The 23903-nt window shown below is 68.1% G+C and carries 21 protein-coding genes and 3 pseudogenes; 12 read left to right on the top strand and 12 right to left on the bottom strand.

All coding sequences use genetic code 11. The features are described from left to right. Nucleotides 1-556 precede the first annotated feature (556 nt). Nucleotides 557-829 (bottom strand): GlsB/YeaQ/YmgE family stress response membrane protein, encoded by a 273-nt coding sequence (locus tag DMH03_RS28845; protein WP_125795116.1) that lies wholly within the window; start codon nucleotides 827-829, stop codon nucleotides 557-559. Between the two features lie 117 nt (nucleotides 830-946). After that, the gene (locus DMH03_RS28840; protein ID WP_125795115.1) at nucleotides 947-1366 is read right to left on the bottom strand and encodes an SRPBCC family protein; all 420 of its coding nucleotides are present in this window, start codon (nucleotides 1364-1366) and stop codon (nucleotides 947-949) included. 303 nt (nucleotides 1367-1669) lie between these two features. Between DMH03_RS28840 and DMH03_RS43065 the strand changes: the two are divergent. After that, nucleotides 1670-1849, top strand: a pseudogene (locus DMH03_RS43065) (IS630 family transposase); the annotation flags it as partial. A gap of 111 nt (nucleotides 1850-1960) precedes the next feature. Here DMH03_RS43065 and DMH03_RS42645 read toward each other — a convergent pair. Beyond that, on the bottom strand, nucleotides 1961-2500 hold the full coding sequence (locus tag DMH03_RS42645; RefSeq protein ID WP_125795114.1) for a hypothetical protein: 540 nt from the start codon (nucleotides 2498-2500) through the stop codon (nucleotides 1961-1963). Nucleotides 2501-2521: 21 nt separating this feature from the next. Here DMH03_RS42645 and DMH03_RS42920 point away from each other — a divergent pair, with 21 nt between their 5' ends. Then, the gene (locus DMH03_RS42920) at nucleotides 2522-2647 is read left to right on the top strand and encodes a hypothetical protein (RefSeq protein WP_255431258.1); all 126 of its coding nucleotides are present in this window, start codon (nucleotides 2522-2524) and stop codon (nucleotides 2645-2647) included. 700 nt (nucleotides 2648-3347) lie between these two features. Here DMH03_RS42920 and DMH03_RS28825 read toward each other — a convergent pair. Next, nucleotides 3348-3815, bottom strand: a complete 468-nt coding sequence (locus DMH03_RS28825) for a hypothetical protein (protein WP_125795113.1) — start codon at nucleotides 3813-3815, stop codon at nucleotides 3348-3350. A 329-nt stretch (nucleotides 3816-4144) separates the two neighbouring features. Between DMH03_RS28825 and DMH03_RS28820 the strand changes: the two genes are divergently transcribed. From DMH03_RS28820 to DMH03_RS28800, 5 genes and pseudogenes are all read left to right on the top strand, one after another. After that, complete coding sequence (locus DMH03_RS28820) at nucleotides 4145-5029, top strand: universal stress protein (RefSeq protein WP_125795112.1); 885 nt, start codon at nucleotides 4145-4147, stop codon at nucleotides 5027-5029. Between the two features lie 11 nt (nucleotides 5030-5040). Next, nucleotides 5041-7713, top strand: coding sequence for a cation-transporting P-type ATPase (locus DMH03_RS28815; RefSeq protein WP_233611695.1), 2673 nt, complete (start codon nucleotides 5041-5043; stop codon nucleotides 7711-7713). A gap of 88 nt (nucleotides 7714-7801) precedes the next feature. Further along, nucleotides 7802-7960, top strand: a pseudogene (locus DMH03_RS42430) (ornithine carbamoyltransferase subunit F); the annotation flags it as partial. Between the two features lie 390 nt (nucleotides 7961-8350). Next, complete coding sequence (locus DMH03_RS42425; RefSeq protein ID WP_125795111.1) at nucleotides 8351-8830, top strand: DUF6069 family protein; 480 nt, start codon at nucleotides 8351-8353, stop codon at nucleotides 8828-8830. 94 nt (nucleotides 8831-8924) lie between these two features. After that, nucleotides 8925-9260, top strand: coding sequence for a hypothetical protein (locus tag DMH03_RS28800; RefSeq protein WP_125795110.1), 336 nt, complete (start codon nucleotides 8925-8927; stop codon nucleotides 9258-9260). 288 nt (nucleotides 9261-9548) lie between these two features. Here DMH03_RS28800 and DMH03_RS28785 read toward each other — a convergent pair whose 3' ends face one another. Together DMH03_RS28785 and DMH03_RS28780 are read right to left on the bottom strand one after the other, a co-directional pair. Then, a complete protein-coding gene (locus tag DMH03_RS28785; protein ID WP_125795109.1) occupies nucleotides 9549-10073 on the bottom strand; it encodes a flavodoxin family protein in 525 nt (174 codons plus the stop codon). Continuing rightward, a pseudogene (locus tag DMH03_RS28780) lies at nucleotides 10073-11466 on the bottom strand (DUF4389 domain-containing protein). Before DMH03_RS28780 ends, DMH03_RS28785 begins: the two are co-directional and overlap by 1 nt. A gap of 168 nt (nucleotides 11467-11634) precedes the next feature. Here DMH03_RS28780 and DMH03_RS28775 point away from each other — a divergent pair. Genes DMH03_RS28775 through DMH03_RS28765 form a run of 3 tightly spaced genes read left to right on the top strand, consistent with a single transcriptional unit; the run spans nucleotide 11635 to nucleotide 14307 of the window. After that, the gene (locus tag DMH03_RS28775) at nucleotides 11635-12654 is read left to right on the top strand and encodes an NAD(P)H nitroreductase (RefSeq protein ID WP_125795108.1); all 1020 of its coding nucleotides are present in this window, start codon (nucleotides 11635-11637) and stop codon (nucleotides 12652-12654) included. 18 nt (nucleotides 12655-12672) lie between these two features. Continuing rightward, entirely contained in the window at nucleotides 12673-12903 is a 231-nt protein-coding gene (locus DMH03_RS28770; protein ID WP_125795107.1) for an SHOCT domain-containing protein, read from the top strand. Nucleotides 12904-12930: 27 nt separating this feature from the next. Continuing rightward, nucleotides 12931-14307 carry a wax ester/triacylglycerol synthase family O-acyltransferase gene (locus DMH03_RS28765; protein WP_125795106.1) on the top strand — a complete coding sequence of 459 codons (1377 nt, stop codon included), beginning with the start codon at nucleotides 12931-12933 and terminating at the stop codon, nucleotides 14305-14307. 268 nt (nucleotides 14308-14575) lie between these two features. Here DMH03_RS28765 and DMH03_RS28760 read toward each other — a convergent pair whose 3' ends face one another. The 3 genes from DMH03_RS28760 to DMH03_RS28750 form a co-directional block, all read right to left on the bottom strand. After that, nucleotides 14576-17107, bottom strand: coding sequence for a cation-transporting P-type ATPase (locus DMH03_RS28760; protein WP_125795105.1), 2532 nt, complete (start codon nucleotides 17105-17107; stop codon nucleotides 14576-14578). An 11-nt stretch (nucleotides 17108-17118) separates the two neighbouring features. Continuing rightward, nucleotides 17119-18027 (bottom strand): universal stress protein, encoded by a 909-nt coding sequence (locus tag DMH03_RS28755; RefSeq protein ID WP_125795104.1) that lies wholly within the window; start codon nucleotides 18025-18027, stop codon nucleotides 17119-17121. 95 nt (nucleotides 18028-18122) lie between these two features. Further along, a complete protein-coding gene (locus DMH03_RS28750; RefSeq protein WP_233611694.1) occupies nucleotides 18123-18500 on the bottom strand; it encodes a GNAT family N-acetyltransferase in 378 nt (125 codons plus the stop codon). A gap of 149 nt (nucleotides 18501-18649) precedes the next feature. Here DMH03_RS28750 and DMH03_RS28745 point away from each other — a divergent pair, with 149 nt between their 5' ends. Beyond that, nucleotides 18650-18862, top strand: a complete 213-nt coding sequence (locus DMH03_RS28745; protein ID WP_125795103.1) for a hypothetical protein — start codon at nucleotides 18650-18652, stop codon at nucleotides 18860-18862. Nucleotides 18863-18879: 17 nt separating this feature from the next. Here DMH03_RS28745 and DMH03_RS28740 read toward each other — a convergent pair whose 3' ends face one another. Next, nucleotides 18880-20253 carry an MBL fold metallo-hydrolase RNA specificity domain-containing protein gene (locus DMH03_RS28740; protein WP_125795102.1) on the bottom strand — a complete coding sequence of 458 codons (1374 nt, stop codon included), beginning with the start codon at nucleotides 20251-20253 and terminating at the stop codon, nucleotides 18880-18882. Continuing rightward, the gene (locus tag DMH03_RS28735) at nucleotides 20250-21251 is read right to left on the bottom strand and encodes a nitroreductase family protein (protein WP_125795101.1); all 1002 of its coding nucleotides are present in this window, start codon (nucleotides 21249-21251) and stop codon (nucleotides 20250-20252) included. Before DMH03_RS28735 ends, DMH03_RS28740 begins: the two co-directional genes overlap by 4 nt. Nucleotides 21252-21473: 222 nt before the next feature. On the opposite strand from DMH03_RS28735, the gene DMH03_RS28730 reads away from it, so the two are divergent. Beyond that, the gene (locus DMH03_RS28730) at nucleotides 21474-22151 is read left to right on the top strand and encodes a response regulator transcription factor (protein WP_125795100.1); all 678 of its coding nucleotides are present in this window, start codon (nucleotides 21474-21476) and stop codon (nucleotides 22149-22151) included. Here DMH03_RS28730 and DMH03_RS28725 read toward each other — a convergent pair. Beyond that, nucleotides 22143-23864: a GAF domain-containing protein gene (locus DMH03_RS28725; protein ID WP_125795099.1), complete on the bottom strand. Its 1722-nt coding sequence runs from the start codon at nucleotides 23862-23864 to the stop codon at nucleotides 22143-22145. The genes DMH03_RS28730 and DMH03_RS28725 overlap by 9 nt on opposite strands. Nucleotides 23865-23903 lie beyond the last annotated feature (39 nt).

Below are 23903 nucleotides of genomic sequence, written 5' to 3'. Positions count from 1 at the left end.
TTCTCGAAACGCCGAGGGTGGCACCTCAGTGCCGTTCTCTTCCCCTCGGTGGCACTGAGGGGTCTTCGTGTCCGGTTTCGGTGTTACGTGATTGAATGGTTCGCCCGCCGTCTACGGCCGTACGCTGGGGGAATGCGAATCCTGGGACCTCGCATTGAGGCGGAAGTCGCCCGGGCTCGCGAGTTGATCGCGGTGACCGAGGGGACCCTCGGTGATGTGCGGGCGTGGGTGGGGCGGGTCGAGGCCGCCCGAGGTGAAGCCGTCGAGCGTTCGGCTGGTACAGATGACGCCTGCCGTGCCGAGGACCCAGGCGCGCGACACCACGTGTTCGAGCAGTAAGTCGGAGCATGCACGTGTATCGGCGGTGCCGAGATCCTCGCCGCCGCCAGCGAGTCGCCAGCAATCGGAATAGCGGTGCACGGGTGACAGCGATCGCTGCTGGATCCCGAACGGCGGTCGCCGCAGTGGCCGTAACGCCCGCGAGCGTCGATCTGGGTGTCTCGACGGGCCGCGAGTCAGGTCGACTGAGTCGGCGTCGCCTTGAGTGCCTCGGACGTCAGGCGCGTGGGCGGCTTTTGCGGCCGGTCACCTTGTTGTAGATGACCAGGACGATGATCGCGCCGATAACCGACCCGATCCACCCAGCGGGTTGGAAGCCGCGGAGGCCGACGGTGAGCAGGCCGAACAGCAGACCACCTACGACCGAGCCGATGATGCCGAGCACGATCGTCCGTAGCACGCCGATGTCGTCCTTGCCCGGTACCAGGGCTCGCGCGATGAAACCGGCGATCAGACCGAACAGGATCCAGCCCAGGATGGTCCAGAACATCGCGTCACCTCGTGGTCGGTCGGACGAACAGGGCCAACACTACGGAGATCAGCACAGGCGCGCCAAACGACAGTCACGGTATCCAGCCAGCCATGCCGCCGCAGTCGGTGTAGCGCCTCAGGTTCTTGTATTGCGGATTTCGATGAACGTCTTGAATCGGTCCAGGGCGACTTGGACGTGGCGGTCGAGGAAGCCCAGTTTGTCGGCGACACTCTCGACGAGTCCCTTGGGTGCGATCGTCATCTCGACGGTGATGCGGGTGCGGTGGGCGCTGATGTGGTGCATGGTGACGGCGCCGGAATGAGGCGGTCCGGACCGGGACTGCCAGGAGATCCGGTTGTCGGCACGCTGTTCGGCGATGGTGGCGTCGAACGTGCGTTTCAGGCCGCCGATGCTGATGGTCCAGCGGGTGTGGACATCGTCGCGTCGCTCGACCCGGTCAAGCCCCGGCACAAAACGTGGCAGGTCGACGAACCGGGTCCACTGGTTGTACACCGTGGTCACGTCGGCGTCGACCTCGATGGCTTTGGTGAGCACCGTCGCGGCCCGGCGGCGGGCCGCTGCGCGAAGTGCGGCCTGCGCCCCCGCGGTGACGGCCGGTCCTCTGCGAGCCCTGCAGGCCCATGCTGACCAGCCACACCGCCGCCGACTACTACACGCTGCTTCCGTCGAACCGCTGGACGCCTGGTGTGTCACCGCTGTGCTCGGTGGGTGGTCCTGCTGAGCCGCCCCTGCGGTACTGTGCCGCTTCGCCGAGCTCGCGGTGGGAGAGCGTGACCTTGCGGTGACTGGGCTGCCCTCTCTTACGAGTGTCGCCGACCGGCTTCCCCCGGGCACGGGCTGCCCGGGGAAGCCGGCCGGTTCCGGGGCCGCAAGCGGTGGCGGGAATTTCTCGCCTTCTGCAAGCCACTGCGGGCCCGGTTCCCGGCCGAGGGGTTGTATCTGATCTGCGACAACTATGGAGCCCACCCGAAAGCCGAGGTCAAGGCCTGGGGCACTGAGCAGAACATGGAGTTGGTGTTCACGCCGTCCAACGCCTCGTGGTTGAACTGGATCGAGTGCGAGTTCACCGCGCTGCGATACTTCACCCCGACGGCAGCGATTACCCTCCCACCGCCCAAGAGACCATGGCTAGGAGAAGAAGGCCCTGGTGAACACCGCGCCGTCACCCTGCACGGCGGCCTGAACGACATGGGTCGCGCTCGCACAGGCCGCGTTCGGCGGGCAGTACGTGAACGAGTTCACGCCGAGGGCGTTGTAGACCCGTCCCGGGATACGGTCCGCGTTGTCGACCACCCCGGCCGGGTTGAAGTTGAGCCCGCCGGTCAACTGCAAGATTGTCACGATCGTCGGCTGCTGCAGGCGTGTGACCGTGACGGTCGAGGGGTCGATGCAGAGCGAGGTGTCGGTGGACTGGGTGAACAGCGAAGTGTTGGTCGGGACGTGAACGACCGTCCACGCCGGAGCGTACGCCGCACAGATCTCCTGCAATTGCGTGGCGGGAACGGCCAGCCGCCTGGCGTCCTTTGCCGGCACCAGCTTGAACTGCGCGGACGCCTCGGCCGCCGTCAGCTTCGGGGCAGCCGACTCCGCCTGGGCGGACGAGCCAAGAGCGAGCAGCCCGAACACTGCCGCGACTAGAGCGGAGAAGATCTTGAGTTTCTGAAACACAGTGAATCCTTCCGTGCACGGATGCCCGGGTCTGCCGGGATCGCCGCCATCGACGACCCGGCAAGTCTCGCCGAGTGCACTGGACGGAAACTGGACCCGCATTGGACGAGCGGCACCGTGCTCGATGTCGCGATCGACGACCCATAGCGGACAGGGATCGAGGTTCAGCACCCAACGATCGAGCCCGGCCTGGTGAACTTCCTCTGCAGCACCTCGGATGCGTTTGTGCCGCGTGGCATGGCGGCGCTGAACCTTGCGGGCCGATCGGTGGGTTCTTCTTGGCTTCCTGAGTAAGCGTTGGAATCGCCGTGTTCAGGCATGAACAGGCTGTCCCCGTTACGCAGCTTCACCCACCCGTCGCTGGACCGGCGGACTTCGCAGCCCACGGCGAGATAGAACCGCACCGACCGTGGCAATTGAACGGTAGGGATATGCAGTATCTCCAGGGAAATCGACAAGTTGGCCAGGCTGGTTTTGTCGATGATTAAGCTCCTGACACAACGGGTTCGGGTTTAACCCACCACGGTCTGGAGCGATGACGGCCCCGGCACCGGTAATGGAGACGAGTCGGTTGGCTGTCGACGCGTACCGTTGCACCGGCTGCGGAGAAACGCGATCAACGTTCGTGGCACGCACGGAGCCCGTAGTCGTTCAAGACTGTCAGGATTCCCTGAGGTGTCTGGCGTTCTCTCGGCCGTGACGGGGAAGGGTGAGCCACGCCAGATAGGGCAGGTCAACCCGATCGTGTCAGCGTCACGCCGCAGAATCGGTGAGAAACGTGCGTCAGTCCTCCCTTCGGGACATCGGGTTCATCCACCGATTCATGATCGGGTCCGGGCAGGTGATCTCAGCGCTCAAGTCCGTCGGCGGGGTCGAGGCCGAGAACGGCGAGCAGCAACGCACAATCCTCGACGTCCTTCGCCGCCGACGCCACGAGGCGCACGCCGCGGTAACGCTGGTCTCGGCTGACTTCGTGGAGATTTGCCTTGACGCTGTCGAGATTTCTCACAGGCCGCCTCACCACGACGGGATCTGCTTTCCTGTGGCTCTCATCGTCGGCATCACGCCACCCTCCTGTGTCGGTTGTTCCGTGTGGAATCGGCCGGGCTCGGGCGGCATAGGTGAGGTTGTCAAGAAGATGTGTTTCAGCACCTATGATCTTCCCAGCGTAACCCCGCAGCCCTATCCCAACATCGTGGCGAACGGGTAGATATGAAACCAAGCCGGATAGCGCCGCGGTGGTCCCCTCGGCGTTCCGAAACCACCGAAGCTGGCCGTGGTGGCGGGCTCTACGGACGGCGAATCCGGTGATCAAGTGCCGCAGTCGCGTCTGGGGGGCGGCGGTGGCCGAATGGACAGCGGATCGAGAACATGGCCAGGCGACCAGCGGGATGGGCGGATTCTCCCTTCAAGAGAGTAAGACCAAGTCTCGCGAAGACGTCGATGTGGCACGACCGGTCTCGTTCCCGATCCTGCCGGGATCGGGGTGCGGCACCTAGGGATCTTCGACGTACTCGGCCGGGGACCTTGGTCCCTACGGAACTCGGCCGATGGCACTGGGGCCGGAATCCGTGGAACGGCAGGCTGGGTGACTGATCAGCTCCGCCCAAGGGGGCGGGGACTTACTCCCGATTCGAGGACACGATGACCGCACCAGACGTGCGACCGGTAGTGGTGGGTGTGGACGGCTCTTCTTCGGCCCTCCAAGCGGCGCGCTGGGCCGCGACCGAAGCGGCGAGACGGAAGGCGCCGTTGTCGATCACGCATGCCTGCATGCTCATCCCGGTCCAGCTGCCGCCGGGGGTCGAGTTGCCGAGGCCGTACGCCGACGCGCTGACCGAACAAGGACGGGAAGTGCTCGCGGCGGCCGCGGAGGCGGCCAGGGAAGCGGCCCCCGAGGTCGACGTGACCACCGAGCTGCGCGGCGGAGCCGCGGCCGAGCACCTCATCGGGCGATCGACCTCGGCGGACTTGATCGTGCTGGGCTCTCGCGGTCTGGGCGGGTTCACCGGGCTGCTGGTCGGCTCGATCGCGGTCGCGGTGGCGACGCACGGACACTGCCCGGTCATCGTCGTCCGGGGAACGGATCGGCCACAGGACGCACCGGTCGTCGTCGGCGTGGACGGTTCGCCGACGAGCGACGCGGCTTTGGCTTTCGCCTTCGACGCCGCCGCGGCGCGCGGCACGCGACTGGTGGCCGTGCGCGCGTGGTCGGACTTCGCCGTGGACCTCGCCTGGAAGTTCGTCGCCGCCCTGGACTGGGAGACCATCCGTTCAGTGGAGACGCGGCTGGTGGACCAGCAGCTCGGCGCCTATCGAAGCAAGTATCCCGACGTGCCCGTCCAGGGTGTCGTCGTGCGCGACCGGCCGGCGCACACGCTCCTCGAACACTCGGAGAACGCCCAGCTCGTCGTTGTCGGTTCTCGAGGCCGAGGCGGTTTCCGCGGGCTGCTTCTGGGCTCCACCAGCCAGGCGCTGATCCACCACTCCGCCTCTCCGGTGGCCGTCGTCCCGCCCGCCCGGCAGTGAAAGCCGTGCCGGTGAACGGAGCTACACGAGCCGACAGCCAGCAACTGGAGGTCTCCGGTCCCTGGTGTTCGGAGGCCGGAGAGCTGGCGTCTCGCCTCGACGTCGATCCGGGGCGAGGTCTGGATTCCTCGGATGCGAGCGACCGGCTCGAGGTGGCCGGGCCCAACCGGCTCGCCGAGGCGGCGTCCAGGCCGTGGTGGCGGGTGCTGGTGGCGCAGGTGGCCAGTCCGCTGAACCTCGTGCTCGTGGTGGCGGCCGCGTTGGCGGGCGTGGTGGAGCGGTCGTTTCGGGAAGCGCTCGTCATCGGGCTGGTCCTCGGCCTGAACGGCGTCCTGGGTTTCGTGCAGGAACGGCGGGCGGATCGCGCGGTCGCCGCACTGAAGAGCCTGCTCAGCCCGTCGGCCCGGGTCCGCCGCGACGGCAGGGTGACCGAGGTGCCCGCGGCCGAGCTCGTGCCGGGTGACGTCGTCCTGGTGGAAGCCGGTGACCGGGTGCCCGCGGACGGCCGGGTGCTGTCGACGGTGAACCTGGAGGCCGATGAATCCGGTTTGACCGGCGAGTCCGCGCCGGTGTCCAAATCCGCGACGCCGCGGCAGGGCGAGGTGGCGCTGCCCGATCGGACGTCCATGGCCCATATGACGAGCATCGTCACGAGGGGCCGTGGCGAACTGCTGGTCACGAGCACCGGCATGCGCACGGAGATCGGCAAGGTCGCCGGGCTGCTGGAGCGCACCGATTCGACACGGACGCCGTTGCAGCGGCAACTGGACAAGCTCGGCGTCCGCCTGGCCTACCTCGCCGGCGTGGCGGTCCTGGTCGTGGCGGTACTGCAATTCGCCGCCGGCGGCGGCATCGGTGAGGTGATCACACTGGCCGTCGCGCTCGGTGTCGCCGCCATCCCGGAGGGGCTGCCCGCGGTCGTCACGGTGACACTGGCGCTGGGAATGCGGCGGATGGCGCGTCAGCGCGCGATCGTCAAACGGCTCCCCGCGGTGGAAACCCTGGGCGCGACGACGGTCATCTGTACCGACAAGACCGGCACGCTCACGCTGAACCAGATGACCGCGCGGTCGCTGTGGTACGCCGGTCGCCGCTACCTGGTGTCGGGTGAAGGCTACGGCTTCGAAGGCTCGATCACCGCCGAAGACGGCGGCGAAGTCCCCGATCTCGGTGAGCTGCTGACCACCGCGGCGCTGTGCAACGACGCGGTGGTCCAGGACGCCGCTCTCGTCGGCGATCCGACCGAGGGCGCGCTGGTGACGTTGGCGGGCAAAGCGGGGCTGGACGTCGCGGCGCTGCGCGGCTCCGATCCCCGAGTTTCCGAGATCCCCTTCGACTCCGCCCTGAAGTACATGGCGACGTTCCACCGTCACGGGCCCGCGATCCGTGCGCACGTGAAGGGCGCGGCGGACGTCCTACTCCGTCTGGCCACCCATGTGCGCCGCGACCACGGCGATGTCCCGCTCGACGACGACAAACGCCGCCGGGTGCTCGCCGAACTCGATCACCTCGCCGGACGAGGTCAACGCGTCCTGGCCGTCGCACACGGCGACACGGACGCCGGGACGCCCACGCTGCCGCGGCGACTGGTCCTGATCGGACTGATCGGCCTGCTCGACCCACCGCGGCCGGAAGCCCGCACCGCGGTCGCCGAGTGCCATGCCGCCGGAATCGACGTCAAGATGATCACCGGTGACCATCTGGCCACCGCGACCTCCGTCGCCCGTGCGGTCGGCATCGAGGGCGATGGCATGTCGGGGCTGGACATCGATCGGCTCGATGACCGTGCCCTCGAACAGGCCGTGACCACCACCGGCGTGTTCGCGCGGGTGGCGCCGGAACACAAGATCCGCATCGTCGACACGCTCAAGCGGCGAGGTGATGTCGTCGCCATGACCGGTGACGGCGTGAACGACGCACCGGCGCTCAAAGCCGCCCACATCGGTGTGGCCATGGGGATCACCGGCTCCGACGTGTCCAAGGAAGCCGCCGCGATGATCCTCACCGACGACAATTTCGCGACCATCGTCCGGGCCGTCCGCGCCGGCCGCACCATCTACGACAACATCGTCAAGTTCGTCCGCTTCCAGGTCGGCACCAACGTCGCCGCGATCCTCACCATGGTGCTCGGCTCCCTGCTGTTCAGCACCGGAACCAGCGTCCTGACACCGCTGATGTTGTTGTGGGTCAACGTGATCGCCGACGGCCCCCCGGCATTGGCGCTCGGCCTGGAACCACCGCGGCGATCCGTCATGGAGGAGCCGCCACGACGCCCGGGAGCGCAGATCCTCAGCGCGGGACGCCTGACGCGGATCCTGCTGTCCGGACTCGTGATGGTGGCCGGGACCCTCTACGCGTTCGCCCACGGCCTGGACCGCGGCATCGAAGTGGCGCACACCCTCGCCTTCGTCACTTTCGTGGTGTTCCAGCTGTTCAACATTCTCAACGTCCGGGACGAACGCGCCTCGGCGTTCGGCAGGCTCTTGTTCCGTAACAGGCGGCTCTGGGCCGCGCTGGGTGCGGTGCTCGCCCTGCAGATCTGCGCCGTGTACCTGCCCGCCGCGCAATCCCTGTTCGACACGACCGCCTTGACCGCCCTCGACTGGCTCGTCGCCACCGCGATCGCGTCCTCCGTCCTATGGGCCGAAGAACTGCGCAAAGCGGTGTCACGCCGACGACCGTAGGTCCCGGCGCACGGAGCCTTTCCATACTAGGGGCGTTCACCTCGCCGAATGCACGAACCGATTTGCCAGTCTCCTACCGGACCATCACCTGGGACACGAGGAATCCGCCCGTGACACCGCTCGCGTGCTGGGCCGCATGTACGACGGGATCGAATACCGCGGTCACGATCAGGCCACCGTCGAAGAGCTGACCCGGCACTCCGACGTACGTGTCTACAATGGACGCATCACCCCGATCCACCACACCACACCGACAGAGCTGCGCTCCCACGATTTCCCTGCCGGTTCGATGGGCCCGAAAGTCGACGCCGCCTGCCGTTTCATCGAGCACCGGCAACACCGGGCCCTCGACTCGCCCGCCGCGATGCTGCGGGACACCGTCATCACACCCGCAAGCAAGGCGCAAGCGGTCGGCCACCGGCGCGTTTCGGACGTGGCTTGTCCCCAGACCTGGCTCTGTGCCGTGAAAGCCTCTTCGGGGACGTCTGATGTCGCAAAAGTGGCTTTCCCGACACGGTCGTTGAGGGGCTCGGGGTGGGCTGGATCGCGGCCGCGACTCGGTACGCAGGCCGTTGGTCCCGCCATCGGGGTTCCTCTGCCCCTTCTGCACGACGGAGCCGCCGAGCAAGGTTTCACCATGGACAACGACTTCGAGGACAAGGATCGACCCGCTGTCAACGGAGCACGGCTGTGGGCGGGCGGGGCCGCGACGGCGGTGACCGCCGCCCTGACCGCGATCGTCGGGATCCTGATCGCGCGAGGCCTGGTCAAAGTCGCCGTACTGGCGCCCAGCCGCGAAGGTGCGTGGGGTGGCGCGAGCAGCCTCACCTACTCCCTCGCGTCGGCGGCCATCGCGCTCGCAGCGACCGCTCTGCTGCATCTTCTTCTGCTCACGGCACCGAAGCCCCGGACGTTCTTCGGCTGGATCATGGTCCTGTTCACCGCGATCGCCGTCGTGATCCCGCTCAGCCTGGGTGCCGCACTGGACGCACGGCTCGCGACCGCGATCATCAACCTGGCCATCGGGCTCGCCATCACGATCACGCTGTCCGGCGTCGCGGGTTCGGCCATCCGATCGCGGCGAACGACCGGATCGTTCGAGCACGAATCACCCTGACACAGGTTCAGCGGCCGATCCACGTTTCGTTCCAGGATGGGCCGCTTCGCAGGAGAAGGAGAAACACCATGACACTGAACGAACAGGAACAGCGATGAGCGGCCGTCCCGAGGTCGCGGACGTCGGCGACCTGGCCGCCGAGCTGATCCAGCAGGCCCGCGAACACCACTCACGACGTGCCGCCAGGACCCTGGTGGCAGGCAACTCCCAACGCGTCACCCTCATCGCGCTGGCCGAGGGCGCCGAACTGGCGGAGCACGACTCGCCGCCGGCCGCCACACTGCACGTCATCACCGGAAGCGTTCGACTGAGCACCCACGACCACGACCGGCTCCTCGACCGCGGTCAGCTGACCGCCATCCCACCCGAGCGGCACAGCCTGACGGCGTTCCTCGACAGCGCTGTCCTGCTCACTGTCGCGCTCCACTGAGCATCCGGTCAGGCGGTGGTGGTCACCGGCGTGCGCAGACGTCGTCCGGTCACCTTCTCCACCTCGATCCGGATGAAATGGTCGCGGCGGCCGTCGACCTATGTCTCCAGCCATGTTCCGGACACGTCCACGAGCTCGGTGACGTCCGTCATCAGGTTCGCGTGGCCGACGACGGTCACACTCCATCCGGTCCGCAGGTCAGGTGTTCTCGCTCCCGCTCTGGTGCGTTTCACGACCGATTCCGGCGGGCTCGTCATCGCCGCGTGGGTGTTGAGCCATCCGTGACGCTCAGCCGCCCGCCTTCGCGGTGAGCAGGCGGCCGAGCCCGGCTCCCCAGGCTTCCGCCCGCTCCTGCTCTCCTTCGCGAAGCAGAGTGGCCTCCTTGCCCACGTCCACGAAGAAGCTCTCGGACGGCACGAGCGGGACACCTCCATGCCGCCGCAGGACCTTCTCCGCGCCGCGGGCGGCGGAACCGGTGAGCCAGCGTGGTTTGGCCATCCTCGTATCGAAGACGGCCACCGGTATCCGCGCTCGAGCAGTACCGCACGACCCGAGCCATTCGCGCAGGCCGGTGGCCGATCGCACGCCGTGTCCGGCCTGCTCGAGCGCGGACTTCCGGGTCGACGGCCGGGTCATCCCCAATGCGTGTGTCGGCCCGCCGACGACCAGCAGGTCGATACCGTCCCAAGCACGGGGTGCCTCGTCCACGTTGACGACGTCGACCTCCGTGTGCGCCGACAGTCCCTTTCCGATCGCCGTCGCCACGGTTTCCGTGTTCCCGAACATCGACTCGAAGATCACCAGGGTGCGCATCAGGACGCCCTTTGCCGTGTATCGGCCGGCTCACGGGAGGCGCGGGAGACGGGGATCGCGACCAGCAGGACGGCGTCGTCGAGCAGCACGACGCCTGCGGTCAGGAAGACCCACGCGAGCCAGCCGAGCGTGGGAGCGGTCACGCCGGCCTCCGCCCGCACGTCCACCCCCGGCGACCCGTCGGCGTTCATCACCACGACCGTCCAGTCACCCGCCTGATCCGGCCACGCGACCGTGCGGATTCCCACCCCGATCGACGAGACCGTCCAGACATCCGCGTTCTCCGGGAGCATCGGGACACCCGGACCCTGGTGAACGGCCACCGCGCCCGAAGCGAGGTCGGTGATGGTCGCGTACTCGGTTCCCTCCAGGTAGCGCTCGACCGCGGATGACGGCGCGATACCGACGAAGACCGGGTTCTCCGAGCCCAGATCGGTGACCCGGATGCGAATGTCGCCCAGCGCTCGCTCGGCGAGCAGCACGTCGTCGGGAGTGCCGGCGAAGTGCACTCTCTCGCTTGTCAGCGCGTAGGTCCCCGTGCTGTAGGTCGACGAGGCGGACAGGTAGCCGTCGTCGGATCGTTCGCCCTGGTCCACCCAGAGCAAGGTGATCCCGCCGGTGAGCAGTCCCAGCGAAATGGCACCCAGTGCCACACCGGCCACGACCGAAACGATCCGGCCCGGCGACCACTGCGCACCGGACTGGCTCGAGGGCCGTTTCTCCGGCGAAGTCGCGGTTTGTCCCGGTTCGGTTCCCCCATGTCCAGCCGGAACGGCGGGTACTCGTCGGTCATCAGCGCGGCGTAGGCGCCGACCCGGATGACCCAGCGGTCCATCCCGATCACGAAGTCGTACAAGGGCTTCGGGTACTTCCCGGTGAACAGCAGGATGATCGCGGCGATGAGCACCAGGGTCCCGATCAAGCCGCCCGCTCCCCAGCTGAACCGGTCGTCGGACGGGCCCCAGCCGAGCCACAGTCCTCCGCCCGCGAAGACGCCGAGGATGAGGTAGTGCGGAATCGCCAGCAGCCACCATTTCACCAGCACCGATCCGCGCGACAAGCGTTCCGGGTAGTCGATTTCGAGCCTGGCTGGATAGGACGGGTCGTCGGCGAGGGTGAAGGGTGGATAGCGGTCGGTGCCCAGCGCGGCGTAGGCGTAGTAGTGCACTCGCCACGCCCAGCGGAAAACCCCGACGGTGAACTCGAAGATCGACCGCGGATATCGCCCGGTGAACAGGATGGCGAAGAACGCCACCATCGTCAGCGGGACGAACGCGAGCCACAGCACCGCGAGCACGAGGTAATGCGGAATCGCGAGCAGCCATTTCACCAGCCAGAGCCACCGGGACAGGCCGGGATCGAGCGTTGTCTCGACGCGGACGGACGAACTCATGACGACGCCTCCTTGCAGGGAGCGGACCCGTCGACTCTCCGCCCCGTGCGCCGGTGGGAACAGAAACGAACGGCCCGCCGAGCCGGGCCCTCCGACCCTGCCCTCGCCCCGCCGGACCGAGAACCATGAACCTCGCCCCCTTTCCCCTTCTCAGAGGCAGGTTTTCCGATGGACCACGGCCTTCCCGACGACTTCACCGTCGAATCCGCGGTGGCGCTGGCCGTCCGCGCGCCTTCGGTGCACAATTCCCAGCCCTGGCAATGGCGAACCGGGGACCGCACGGTCCACCTCTACGCCGATCGCAGCCGGCAGCTCGGCGGCACCGACCCCGACGGCCGGGACCTGATGCTCAGCTGCGGCGCGGCACTGCACCACCTCCGGGTCGGCTTCGCCGCCTTGGGCTGGCGTGCCGAGGTGCACCGCCTGCCCAATCCCGCGGAGCCGGACCACCTCGCGGCCATCGAACTTCACCGCCATCAGCCGACGCTGGACGACATCGAGCTGGCCGCGGCCATCCCCCGCCGCCGGACCGACAGGCGCAGGCACAGCTCCTGGGGCGTCCCCCAAGGGCACATCGACGCCCTGACCCGCCGCGCCGCCGACGAAGGCGCCATCCTGCGCCCAGCCCTCGACTCTGCCCGCTACCACCTCGCCGGCGCCATCAAGGAAGCCGCCCGGCTGCATTCCGAGGACCCGGTCTACCGCACCGAACTCGCCGCCTGGAGCGGACGTCACGTCTCTCCGGACGGTGTCCCCTCGGCGAACGCGCCCGCACAGGACGACACCCCCGGCGCCCTGCCCGCGCGCGCGTTCGCCGAGCCCCGGCTCCCCCAGACCGAAGGCGCGACCGGCGAGAACGACGAAACCGTCCTGATCGTGCTGAGCACCGCGTCAGACGATCCGATGTCCAGGCTCCGCGCGGGTGAAGCGACGAGCGCTGTCCTGCTCACCGCGACCAGCCTGGGCCTCGCGACGTCTCCGCTCACCGAACCGCTGGAGCTCGCCGGTACCCGCGAGAAGGTCCGCGACCTCATCACCGGTGGGACGTTCCCTCAGATGGTGCTCCGGACGGGCTGGGCACCGGTCAACGCGGATCCCCTGCCGGCCACCCCTCGCCGGAGTCTGGCGGAAGTCATGGGGGAACTGGGAAAACCCATCACCGAGACGGTGCGCTACCAAAGTCACTGAACGATCAGAGGAGCGGATATGCGGTACTCGCACTACGCGGACGGCGGCTGGATCGGCATGCTGCTGATGCTCATCACCGTGCTCGTGCTCGTCGGCGGGCTCATCACCGTGTCGGTGCTCCTCCTGCGCCGCTCCGCGCGGCCGTCGGAGAGCCACGACCAGGCCATCCGGATCCTCAACGAAAGGTTCGCTCGTGGGGAGATCGACAAGGACGAATTCGAAGCGCGCCGCGCCGCGCTCAGAACCTGATTCTCCGGTACGCCTTAGGAGTCCACCATGGACAGACTGAGTCCGCTGGACGCCGCCTTCCTCGAACTCGAGGACGGCGATTCCGACGCCACCCTCTCGATAGCTTCGGTCGCGATACTCGAAGGGCCGGTGCCGCCAAAGGGGGATTTCGCCGAGCTGATCACCTCGAAGTCGCCGCTGGTCCCCCGCTATCGGCAAAAGGTGCACCGGGTCCCCCTCGACCTCGGCCCACCGGTGTGGGTCGACGACGACCGGTTCGACGCCTCGAGACATTTTCACCGGGTCTCGGTCCCGGTACCGGGCGACGAGAACGCGCTCTGCGAACTCGTGGCGCTCCTGATGGCCGAACGCCTCGACCGCGACCATCCGCTGTGGGAGTTCTGGGTCATCGAAGGACTCGCCGGTGGTCGCTGGGCCGTGCTGTCGAAACTGCACCACTGTCTCGCCGACGGTGTCGCGGGGAACGCGCTGCTGCAACTGATGTTCTCGGCAGAGACCCCGGCGAAGACTGCTACGGAACCGGAGCGGGACCCCGGCACGGCGGCCTTGTTGCTGGACGCGGCACGCGGACTCGTCTCGCTTCCCGTGGACCTGCTCCGCAGCGTCGGTGGACTGGTGCTGTCTCCGAACCGTACAGCCCGCCTGATGGCCGACACGGCCGAGGGACTGACCGCGCTCGCCGCGGCCCTCATTCCCACCGCCAAGTCTTCGTTGTCGGGTCCGATCGGACCCGGACGGCGCTACGAGGTGGCTCGCACCTCCCTGGCCGAGATCGGCGAGATCCGTGCCGCGTTCGACGTGACCATGAACGACGTGGTGCTCGCCTCGATCACCAGCGCGTTCCGCGACGTGTTGCTGCGCCGGGGAGAAAAGCCACTGCCGGACTCGGTGCGCACCCTCGTTCCCGTCTCCGTTCGCGGCGACCTGGAGACTCTGGACAACCGGGTTTCGCTGATGTTGCCGCTGCTCCCCGTCGATATACCGGATCCCGCGGGCAGGCTGCTCGCGGTCCATCGGCGGCTCGCCGACCTGAAAGCCACCAAGGAAGCGGAGGCGGGCGCCGCACTGACCGAAGCGGGCGAACACACGCCTTTCGCGCCGATCGCCTGGGCGATTCGCCTGGCCGCGGGACTTCCTCAGCACAACGTCGTCACCGTCACCACCAATGTTCCAGGGCCAGCGGAACCACTGCACCTGCTCGGTCGCGAGGTGCTGGAACTGTATCCGTACGTGCCGATCGCGATGCGGCTGAGGTCCGGGGTCGCCATACTGTCCTATCAGGACAAGGTGACCTTCGGAGTAACACTGGACTTCGCCAGTTCGCCGGAATCCGGCTTCTTCGCCAAGGCCATCGAGCACGACCTCGAGGCCCTGCTCCGCCTCGCCCGCGAATCCCGGCCCTGATGGGTCTGAGCTGAAACGACGGCATCCGGTGGTCGTGAGTGACGATTCGGGTTATTGAGGGGAAAGTCAAATCCCTGGTGACAGTGGGACGGTTGTGGCCTCGGCGGCCGGCCGTGAAGTACATGGCTTGACTCGCGTGCCTGGATGCCGCACCCAGGGGTGAGGAGTCTGAACACGCGAGATCCGGGTCTGACCTTCTCGCCCGAGACACGACACGTTTGCCTTACCCCTCAATAGAACCCGAATCGCCACTCACGACCACCGACGCTCACCGGCGGCGGGCTCGGGCCACTTTGTGCAGCGTGTCGGCGAGCAGGACCACCGGCACGGTCGCGATGGCGAGTGTCCAGCCGAGCGGTCCGGGTACCGTGCCACCCAGTAGCTCCGGCAACGGCGGCATCAGCAGGAACACGGCGAGCATCGCGAGCTCGAACAGGATCGCGAACCACAGGAGCGGGTTGCCCCCGAGCCCGATCCGGCCGACCCAGCGCGACTCGCTTCGACAGGCGAACGCGTTCGCAAGCTGCCCGAGCACGATCGCCGAAAACGCCGTACCCGAAGCCACCGCGAGCAACCCCGTGTCCGCGGTTTCGCCGAACCACCATCCTCCGGCCAGCAGCACGATGAGGAAGGCCGACATCGAGGCCAGCGCCTCGGCCGGACCGAGAATCCCGAAAGCGCGGCGTGCCAACCTTCCGTCGATCAGTGACCCACCCCGGGCCGGGCCTTCCATGGTGCGCCGGTTCGGAGGCTCCGCGCCGAGTGCGACCGCGGGCAGCAGATCGGTGCCGATGTCGAGCGCGAGTACCTGCAGCACGGTGATCGCCAGCGGGATCTGGCCGCCGGCGAGCGCCCAGACGACGAACGGCGTGAGCTCGGCAACGTTGTCGGTCAAGTGATAGGTCAGGAACCGCCGGATGTTGACGAAGGTGGCACGTCCGAGCTCGACGGCGGACACGATGGTGCCGAAATGATCGTCCAGGAGAACGAGGTCCGCCGCCTCGCGCGCGACGTCACTGCCGGATGCGCCCATCGCGACGCCGATGTCCGCGGTGCGGAGCGCGGGGCCGTCGTTGACGCCGTCCCCGGTCATCGCGACGACATGTCCTCGGGCCTGCAGCGCCTTCGCGATCCGGAGCTTCTCTTCCGGCGCGACGCGCGCGACGACGACGGCGAGGACGTCGAGCACCCTGCCGAGTTCCTCGTCGTCGACCGGCAGGTCTTTTCCCTCCAGAACGAGCTTTTCCGGTCCCAGCAGTCCGACCTCGGCGGCGATGGCGCGGGCCGTCCCGGGATGGTCGCCGGTGATCATCGCCAGCCGGATTCCTGCGCGACGGCAGGAGACGATCGCCTCGCCGACGTCCGCGCGCGGTGGATCCTGCAGGCCCACGAGGCCGAGCAGGTCGAGGCCCCGTTCTCCATCCATTGTGGACGGCAAGATGCGCCGTGCGATGCCGAGCACGCGAAGGCCGGACCGGCTCAACGAATCGATCGCCTCCTGCGCATCCGGCGAAACGTCCACGCACAGGGGCAAGATCGTGTCCGGCGCGCCCGACACATGCAGGCCCTCCGGGTCCACGACGGACGACCGTCGCCTGCGGGGGTCGAACGGGTTCCTCTCGGTCGGCGAAGGCGCGTGCGCCACACCCGCGCGAGAGGCGAGCACGTGCAACGCCACTTCCATCGGATCACCGACCGGCTGCCACCTGCCAGAGCGTTCGAGCGCGTGAGCGTCCGGCGAACAGCGGGCCGCCGAGTCCGCAAGGACCGCCGTCGCGCGCACCGCCTCCGGATCGCCGATCAGCTCCCCCGCCGGATCGTAACCCTCACCACGGACTTCGACCGTTCCCGCCGGAGTCCACACCCGCACGACCGACATCTCGTTGCGGGTGAGCGTCCCGGTCTTGTCGGTGCAGATGAACGTCGTGGCTCCCAGCGTCTCCACCGCCTCGAGCCGTCGCACCAGCGCGTTACGCTTGGCCATCTTCTGCGCGGCACGCGCCAGCGAAAGAGTGACGGTCGGCAGCAGGCCCTCCGGGACCAGCGCGACCGTCACACCGATCGCGAACAGGAAACTCTCCGTCCCCGCCCGTCCCAATCCCAAGGCCACGGCGAAGAACACGCAACCGACCGCCACCGCGATCAAAGCCACGAGCCGGACGACCCGGTGCAGCTGCACGGCCAGCGGACTTGTCGGCCGGACCGCGCTCGCGGTGACGGCGGATATCCCGGCCAGCCGGGAGCGGGCACCGGTCGCGGTCACCGTCGCCACCGCGTGGCCTTCGGTCACATAGGTTCCGGCGTACACCCGGCCTCCGGGCTCCGGCCGGACGGGACGGCTTTCCCCGGTGAGCATCGACTCGTCCACCGACAGCCTGCCGCATTCGGCGAGTTCGGCGTCCGCGCACACCCGATCGCCGGCTTCGACCAGGACCACGTCCCCCACGACCAGCTCGGCGGCGTCCACCACGACGGCGTGCCCGTCCCTGCGCACGGTCGCCCGCACCGGAAGCAGATCACGCAACCGCTCGGCCGCCCGGTCCGCGCGGTATTCCTGGGCGAACGAGAAGGCACCGTTGAACACGACGACCACGGCGATCGCGATGGCGAGCGCCGGCATACCCGCCAGCAACGCCAGTCCGGCGGCGGCCCACAGCATGATCGCGAAGAAGTGGATCATCTGCGCGGCGAGCGCGACCAGCGGAAGCCGTCGTTTCGGCGGAGGCAGGACGTTCCGCCCATCACGCAGCAACGCGGCCGCGGCCTCCTCCGAGGTGAGTCCCTCCGTACTTCTCGTCATGGCCGCGCCGGTCACCGATTCCCCTCGTCCGCCGGACGAGCCACGACCACCGGGCACAGCGCGTACGACATAACCGCCTGACTGGTCGACCCCAGCAGCATCCCGGCCACCCCGCCGCGCCCCCGGCTCCCGACGACGAGCAGCTGCGCACGATCGCCGTACTTCAACAGTTCGTCCGCCGGACGGCCCCGGACGACGACCCGCTCGACGCGGACGTCCGGGTACTTCTCACGCCAGCCCGCGAGCCGTTCCGAAAGCACCTCGCGCTCCTGCTCCTCGACGTCGGACCGGTCGAGGGTCCACTGCGTCTCCTCGAAGATCGCGGACAGGAACGCGTCGTCCCAGCAATGGAGAGCGACCAACGTCGCCTTACGCCAGGAAGCCTCCTCGAAAGCCAGCGCCAAAGCCGCCTCGCTCGACGGCGAACCGTCGACACCGACCACGACAGGCCCGAGCTCGGGAGGCGCCTCCTCCGCGACATGCGGACGTACCAGCGCGACCGGACAGGCGGCACGGGCCGCGAGCGCGATGGACACGGATCCGACCAGGAGCCTGCCGAGCGGGCGGATCCCCTCGGTCCCCAGGACGAGGAGGCTCGCGTCCTCGGACATCGATTCCAACGCCTGCAAGGGCTTCTCATGCCGCAGGACCAGAGAGATTTGGACCGACGTCGCGACCTCTTTGGCGACATCGCGTGCCTGTCGAAGGATGCGGTGCCCGCTCATCCTGATCATCTCCGCCAGGTTCTCCCTGGTCGGCATCGCTCGCGGGTAGCTGAGGGACTCGTCATCGATCGCGTGGACCAGCCTGAGTTCCGCGTGACGACGCTGGGCCTGCGCCGCCGCCCAACGCACCGCCATCGTGGCCGATGTCGATCCGTCGACTCCGACGACCACCACGTTTCCCGAATGTTCCGGCATTTCAGCTCACCCCGTCAGGTATCCGATGTTGCCTCGAACGTTAGGAAGAACCGCGGTACGCGGCGAGCGCCGTTGGTAACCGGCAGGCGGGACCTTCAGCCCTCCCCCGATTCATAGGGAGCCTCAAGGGTGAGACTCACGGAGGCGTTCGCGATTCCCGACGCGATCACCTGCCGCGCGCCCGCCTCTTCGAGAAGTTCCGCGACCGGCCGGTTGTCCGCGAGATAGGTCGCCGTGAACCGGTCGAACCCGTGTCTCAGCGCGGCTTCGCCGAGCATGTGGACGAGGGCCGACGCCAATCCGACGCGCCGCCATCCGGGCAGGACCACCACGGCGATCTCGGCGACACCTTCCTCCCGTGTCGCCTCGTATCTTGCGATCGCCACCCCTTCTCCGGTGTCGTCGCGGGCGACGAGCGCGTAGCGGCGCTCGAAGTCGAGTTTGGTCAGGTACGCCAGTAGGCGGGGCGTCACCCTCGACGGCGCGCCACAGAACCTGCGGTACAACGTTTCCCTGTCCGCCTCGGAGATCGCCTTGCCCAGCGCCGCGGCGTCGCCCGGCCCCCGCTGAGGCCGAACAGTCCGCCTCAGAGGGGCCTACGCCCCTCGCTCGACGCGAAACCGTGGGCGACGCTGGAACGACCTCCAAGCTGAAAGAGCAGGCCATGAACGCCGTCGCGTGGTCCGACCTCGCGGTGCGTCCCGCCGCCGAGATCCGCGGTTCCAAACGAAGGTGGGCGCTCATCATTGCGATCGACTTCGCCGGCCCCATCGCCTACTTCACCTGGGGAAGGCGGCCGATGGACCCGGCCGGTCACTCCGTCGAAACGCCGTGACAGCCCTTCCCGACGAATCAGACGAGTACCCGTTCGTGCTCACGAGGAACGACGGCCTGCCAGTCGTATTCGTTGCGAAGCCGCTCGGCGACCGACTCTGCGGCCTCGGGCTCGCCATGGACGAGATACGTGCTTCCCGGCTGGGGACCGGCCGTGGCCCACGCGACCAGTTCGTCGGCGTCGGCGTGAGCGCTGAAGGCGTCCAGCTGGGCGATGTCGGCGCGGACGGTGACATAGCGGCCATGGATCTTGATCTGCCGCGCGCCGGACGCGAGCTGCCTGGCGCGGGTGCCGGCCGCGGCATAGCCGACGATGAGGACGGTATGCCGATGGTCGGGCAGCATGTGTTCGAGATGGTGCAGGACCCGGCCTCCGGTCGCCATGCCGGACGCCGAGATGATGATCGACGGCATCCGAGGAGCGTTGACCCGCATGGATTCCTCCACCGTCCGCAATTCGGTGAGCGAACGCGGCGTGAGGGGATCGTGTCCGGCCGCCTCGGGCCGGATCTCCGGCCACTTCGAGCGGAGCGCGTCGCGATACACCTTGAGCGCGGCCAGAGCCATCGGGCTGTCGACGTACACCGGCAGATCGGGAATCGCGTGCGAACTCCTCAGCTTCGCCAGTGCGGCCAGGACGACCTCGGTCCGGTCGACCGCGAACGCCGGGATCAGCACGCTGCCGCCGCGCCGGGCCGTCCGGCGGATCACCTCGCCGAAGCGGTCCATCGCGCCTTCGTCGTGGTGGAGACGGGCACCGTAGGTCGACTCCATGACCAGCGCGTCGCAGGGAGGTCTTGGTGACGGTGGCCGAAGCAGGCTGTGCACGGGCCGGCCGAGGTCACCGCTGAAGACGAGGTCCCGCGCGTTCGATCTCAGGTGAGCCCACGACGAGCCGAGAATGTGCCCCGCCCGGCCGAAGTCGAGTGTCACCCCGGCCGCGATCTCGGTTTCGGTCTCGAAGTCGAGTTTCTCCAGCAGGCCGATCGCCTTCTTCGCGTCACCGGCGTCGTACAGCGGCAGAGCCGGATGATGCTTCGACCAGCCGTACTTGTTGGCGTGCGCCGCGTCCTCGGTCATCAGGTGCGCGCTGTCCTCCAGGACGATCGGTACGAGCTCCGCCGTACCGGGAGTCGCGTACACCGGGCCACGCCAGCCCGCTCGCACCAGCACCGGGAGATATCCGCAGTGGTCCAGGTGCGCGTGGGTGATCACCACCGCGTCGAGTTCGGCGAACGCGGGTGGCAGCGGTGCCCAGTTACGGCGCCGCAACGCGGTGAGTCCCTGGAACAGACCGCAGTCCACCAGGATCCGGGAGTCCGCCGTTTCGACCAGGTATTTACTTCCGGTCACCGTCCCGGCACCGCCGTGGAAGGTCAGGGCCACCGTCACGATGACTCCATTCTCATCTGGAGGTCGGAGCCGAGGACTTCGTCGAGTGCGCGGCGCGGACTGAGCGGCATCGGACCGTCGGGATACCCGAACCGCATGATGGCCTGGGGGAAACCGGCGAGTTCCAGGTCTTCACACAAGGCGGAGCGCACCTCGGGCAGATGAAGCGGCTGTGTCAGGACCGATCCGGCGAGACCGGCGTCGACGGCGTCGAGCCACGTGCACTGGAGGGCTCGCCCTGCCTGCAGGTGATCGTGCTTGCTGTCGTCGAGGGTGAGGAACACGAGCAGGGTCTCCTCGGTCAGACGCCGCTGCAGGACGCGACGATCGGGTATCGCGGTGGAGGCCCTGACCAGCCCCGCCCAGGGCAGGGTCCCCGGCGGGCTCAGGCTCGCGGCCAAGCCGACGCCGTAACGGTGGGCCCCCTCGTCGCGGATCGTCCACAGGGCCAGCTCGCGCTGGTAGGCGTGGTCGTGCTGGTACGCCTCCGCGGCGAACTCCAGCAGATCCGCCAGCTGCGACAACTCCAGCTCGTCCTGAACCGGCCGCGCCGCGACCCCGTTCTCGGCCGCCGCGGCCATCAGATCGCTGATCTCGGGGCGCGACACCGGCCGTCCCGAGAAACGACGACGGTAGCTGGCGCGCCGCGCGATCGCCGAGTACCGGTGCAGCTCGACGTCCGAGGGAGCTGAACGTTCTCCCGCCTCGATCACGGCCACGACATCCGCGCCGCCGTCTTCGGGAAACGCCTCGGTCCTGCTGTCGTAGCCGAGCACCCGCACGGCGAGCTCGAGGTTGGCGAGGGCGGCGCCGCACGACATGAGCCTGTCCCGGCCGGCCGGATCGTGCTCCGGCAAGGCCAGGTCTCGCCGCTCACGCAGCAGGAGCCGGTCGCCGTCGAAGTCCAGCCGCCACGGCTGGATGTTGTGCACCGACGGTGCCCGCAGCAGCGTTCTCGCCAGCACTTCGACCTCCGCCTTGGTCCACCGCTCAGCCATGATTCCTCGTTCCCCTTGGTCGGCTCTCTGGTTCCACAGTGCGTCGGAACCGGGGCGGGCGCGCAGGTACGGACGGCATCGATCGCCGGGACCAAATACCCGGACGAACCCCCGATAGGGCCTAAGGTCCCGGTTCGTGGGGCCGTACAGGCGGATGTTTTCCGCCGATCACCCGAGTACGGTCGATTTCGCGGCCAGGCCCCTGCGGTGGAAGGACTCCGAATGACGACGAAGGTGTTCCTCGTCGACGACCACGAGATCGTCCGGCGGGGTCTGGCGGATCTACTCGGCAACGAGGCCGACATCGAGATCGCGGGGGAAGCCGCGTCGGTCTCGGAGGCGCTGGCCCGTATCCCGCAAAGCGCCCCGGACATCGCCGTGCTGGACGTGCGCCTGCCCGACGGGACCGGCATCGAACTCTGCCGCGAACTGCTGTCCACACAGACCGACCTGCGCTGCCTGATGCTGACGTCCTACGCCGACGACGAAGCGCTGTTCACCGCGATCATGGCGGGCGCTTCGGGTTTCGTGCTCAAGCAGGTCCTCGGGAACGACCTGGTGTCGGCGATCCGCACCATCGCCGGTGGCGGGTCGCTGCTCGACAGCCGCACCACGGCCGCCTTGATGAACCGGATCCGGCGCGAGCGCAACCAGAACGACCCGACGGCCGGGTTGTCCGAACAGGAACGCACCGTCTTCGAGCTGATCGGCGAAGGCCTCACCAACCGCGAGATCGGCGAGCGGATGTTCCTGGCGGAGAAGACGGTGAAGAACTACGTCTCCCGGATCCTCGCCAAACTCGGCATCCAGCGCCGGACCCAGGCCGCGGTCATGGCGACCGAGCTCAAACGCGACGCCGTCCCGCCGATGTTCGGCGACAAGGACGCGGAGTCACGGTAAGGGGGCCTGCCAGACCAGCCGGGTCCCGCCTCCGTCGCGCCGGGTGAACTGCGCGGTGCCGCCACAGCGCTGCGCCCGCTGTGCGAGATTCTCCAGACCGCTGCGCCGCCCCTTCTCCGGGATGCCGATGCCGTTGTCGGTCACTTCGATGACCAGCTCGCGATCGGCCTCCACCGCCACCGTGATCTCGTCGGCGCCCGAGTGCCGGATGGCGTTGCTGAGTGCCTCCTGGACCACCGCTTCCGCGTGTTCGTGCAGATCCGAGGGCACAAGAGTGTCGACGGCGCCGGCGATGCGGACCGACGGCGTTACGGTGCCCTCGGTGGTCAGCTCGGTGATCGTGTCGAGCAGGCGGCGGCGCAGGCTCTTGGACGCGTCCGAACCGGACGTGTGCAGGTCGAAGATCGACGTCCTGATCTCCCGGACGGTCCGGTCCAGCTGTTCCACCGCCTGGGTCACCCGGTTGCGGGCGAATTCGTCGGGCACCCGCGGCACGATGCTCTGCAGGCTCATTCCCGTGGCGAACATCCGCTGGATCACGTGATCGTGCAGGTCCTGGCCGATCCGGTCCCGATCCGCCAGGACGTCCAGCAACCGTTGCGTGCGCTGTTTCTCGGCGAACTCGAGCGCGACCGCGGCCTGGTCGGCGAACGAGGACAGCATCGGGATCTGGTCCTGCCGATAGAGCGGCGCACCCTTCTCCCGCCCGGCGACGAGAATCCCACCGACACCCGCGGCGCTGTTCAGAGGAACCACGACCGTCGACCCGAACCCATCGAACACCGGTTCGCCTTCCGACAGGTTCACGCCGCCCAGGTCCGCCGTGAGGCTCGGTTGCCCGGAGGCGACCACCTCGTCGAACACCGGGTGCCCGTTCGTCACGGACACCCCGACCAGCCGGTTCGCCGCCTCGCCTGCGGCGACGCTCACCGTGAGGAGGTTTCCGTCGCCGTCCGCCAACAGGATCATCACGCCGTGGGCTGCGGAAAGTTCACAGACCCGAGTCACGATCAGGTTCAGCGTGTCCGTGACGGAGGCGCCGCCGAGCAGTTCCCCGTTGACCTCGGCGACCGCTTCCAGCCACCGTTCCCGAGTGCGGGACCGCTCGAACAGGCGGGCGTTGTCGATCGCGACTCCCGCCGCGGCGGCCAATGCTTGCAGGACGACTTCGTCATCGGCGGTGAACTCGGCCGCTCCCACCTTCTCGGTCATGTACAGGTTGCCGAACACCTCGTCGCGGACACGGACCGGGACACCGAGGAAACTGTGCATCGGCGGATGGTTCGCCGGGAACCCCACGGACGCCGGATGCGCCGACAAGTCAGGCAGCCGGACGGGGTGAGGTTCTTCGATCAACAGCCCCAGCAGGCCTCGGCCCTCCGGCAGATGGCCCATCTTCGAACGGGTTTCCGGGTCGATGCCCTCGTGGACGAACTGGGACAGCCCTTCTTCGTCACCGAGAACGCCGAGTGCGCCGTAGCGTGCGTCGACCAGCTCAACGGCGGCCTGAACGATCCGCTGCAGCGTCGAGTCGAGTTCGAGGCCGGTCGCCACGGCCAGGACCGCGTCGAGCAGGCCCTGGAGCCGGTCGCGGGTCTTGACGATCTCCGACAGGCGCTCCTGGACCTCGTGCAGCAGTTCGTCGAGCCGCAGGCCGTTCAGAACCGCCGGGCTCAGCGGCGTCTCCTCGGCCGCTTGACGCTCGGACGGCATCGAGGGCTCCTCTCCCATGATCAGTGACGACAGGTGTTC

It is taken from the genome of Amycolatopsis sp. WAC 01376, from assembly GCF_003947415.1.
GTDB lineage: Bacteria > Actinomycetota > Actinomycetes > Mycobacteriales > Pseudonocardiaceae > Amycolatopsis.
This window is presented reverse-complemented; position numbering and strand designations above follow the sequence as displayed.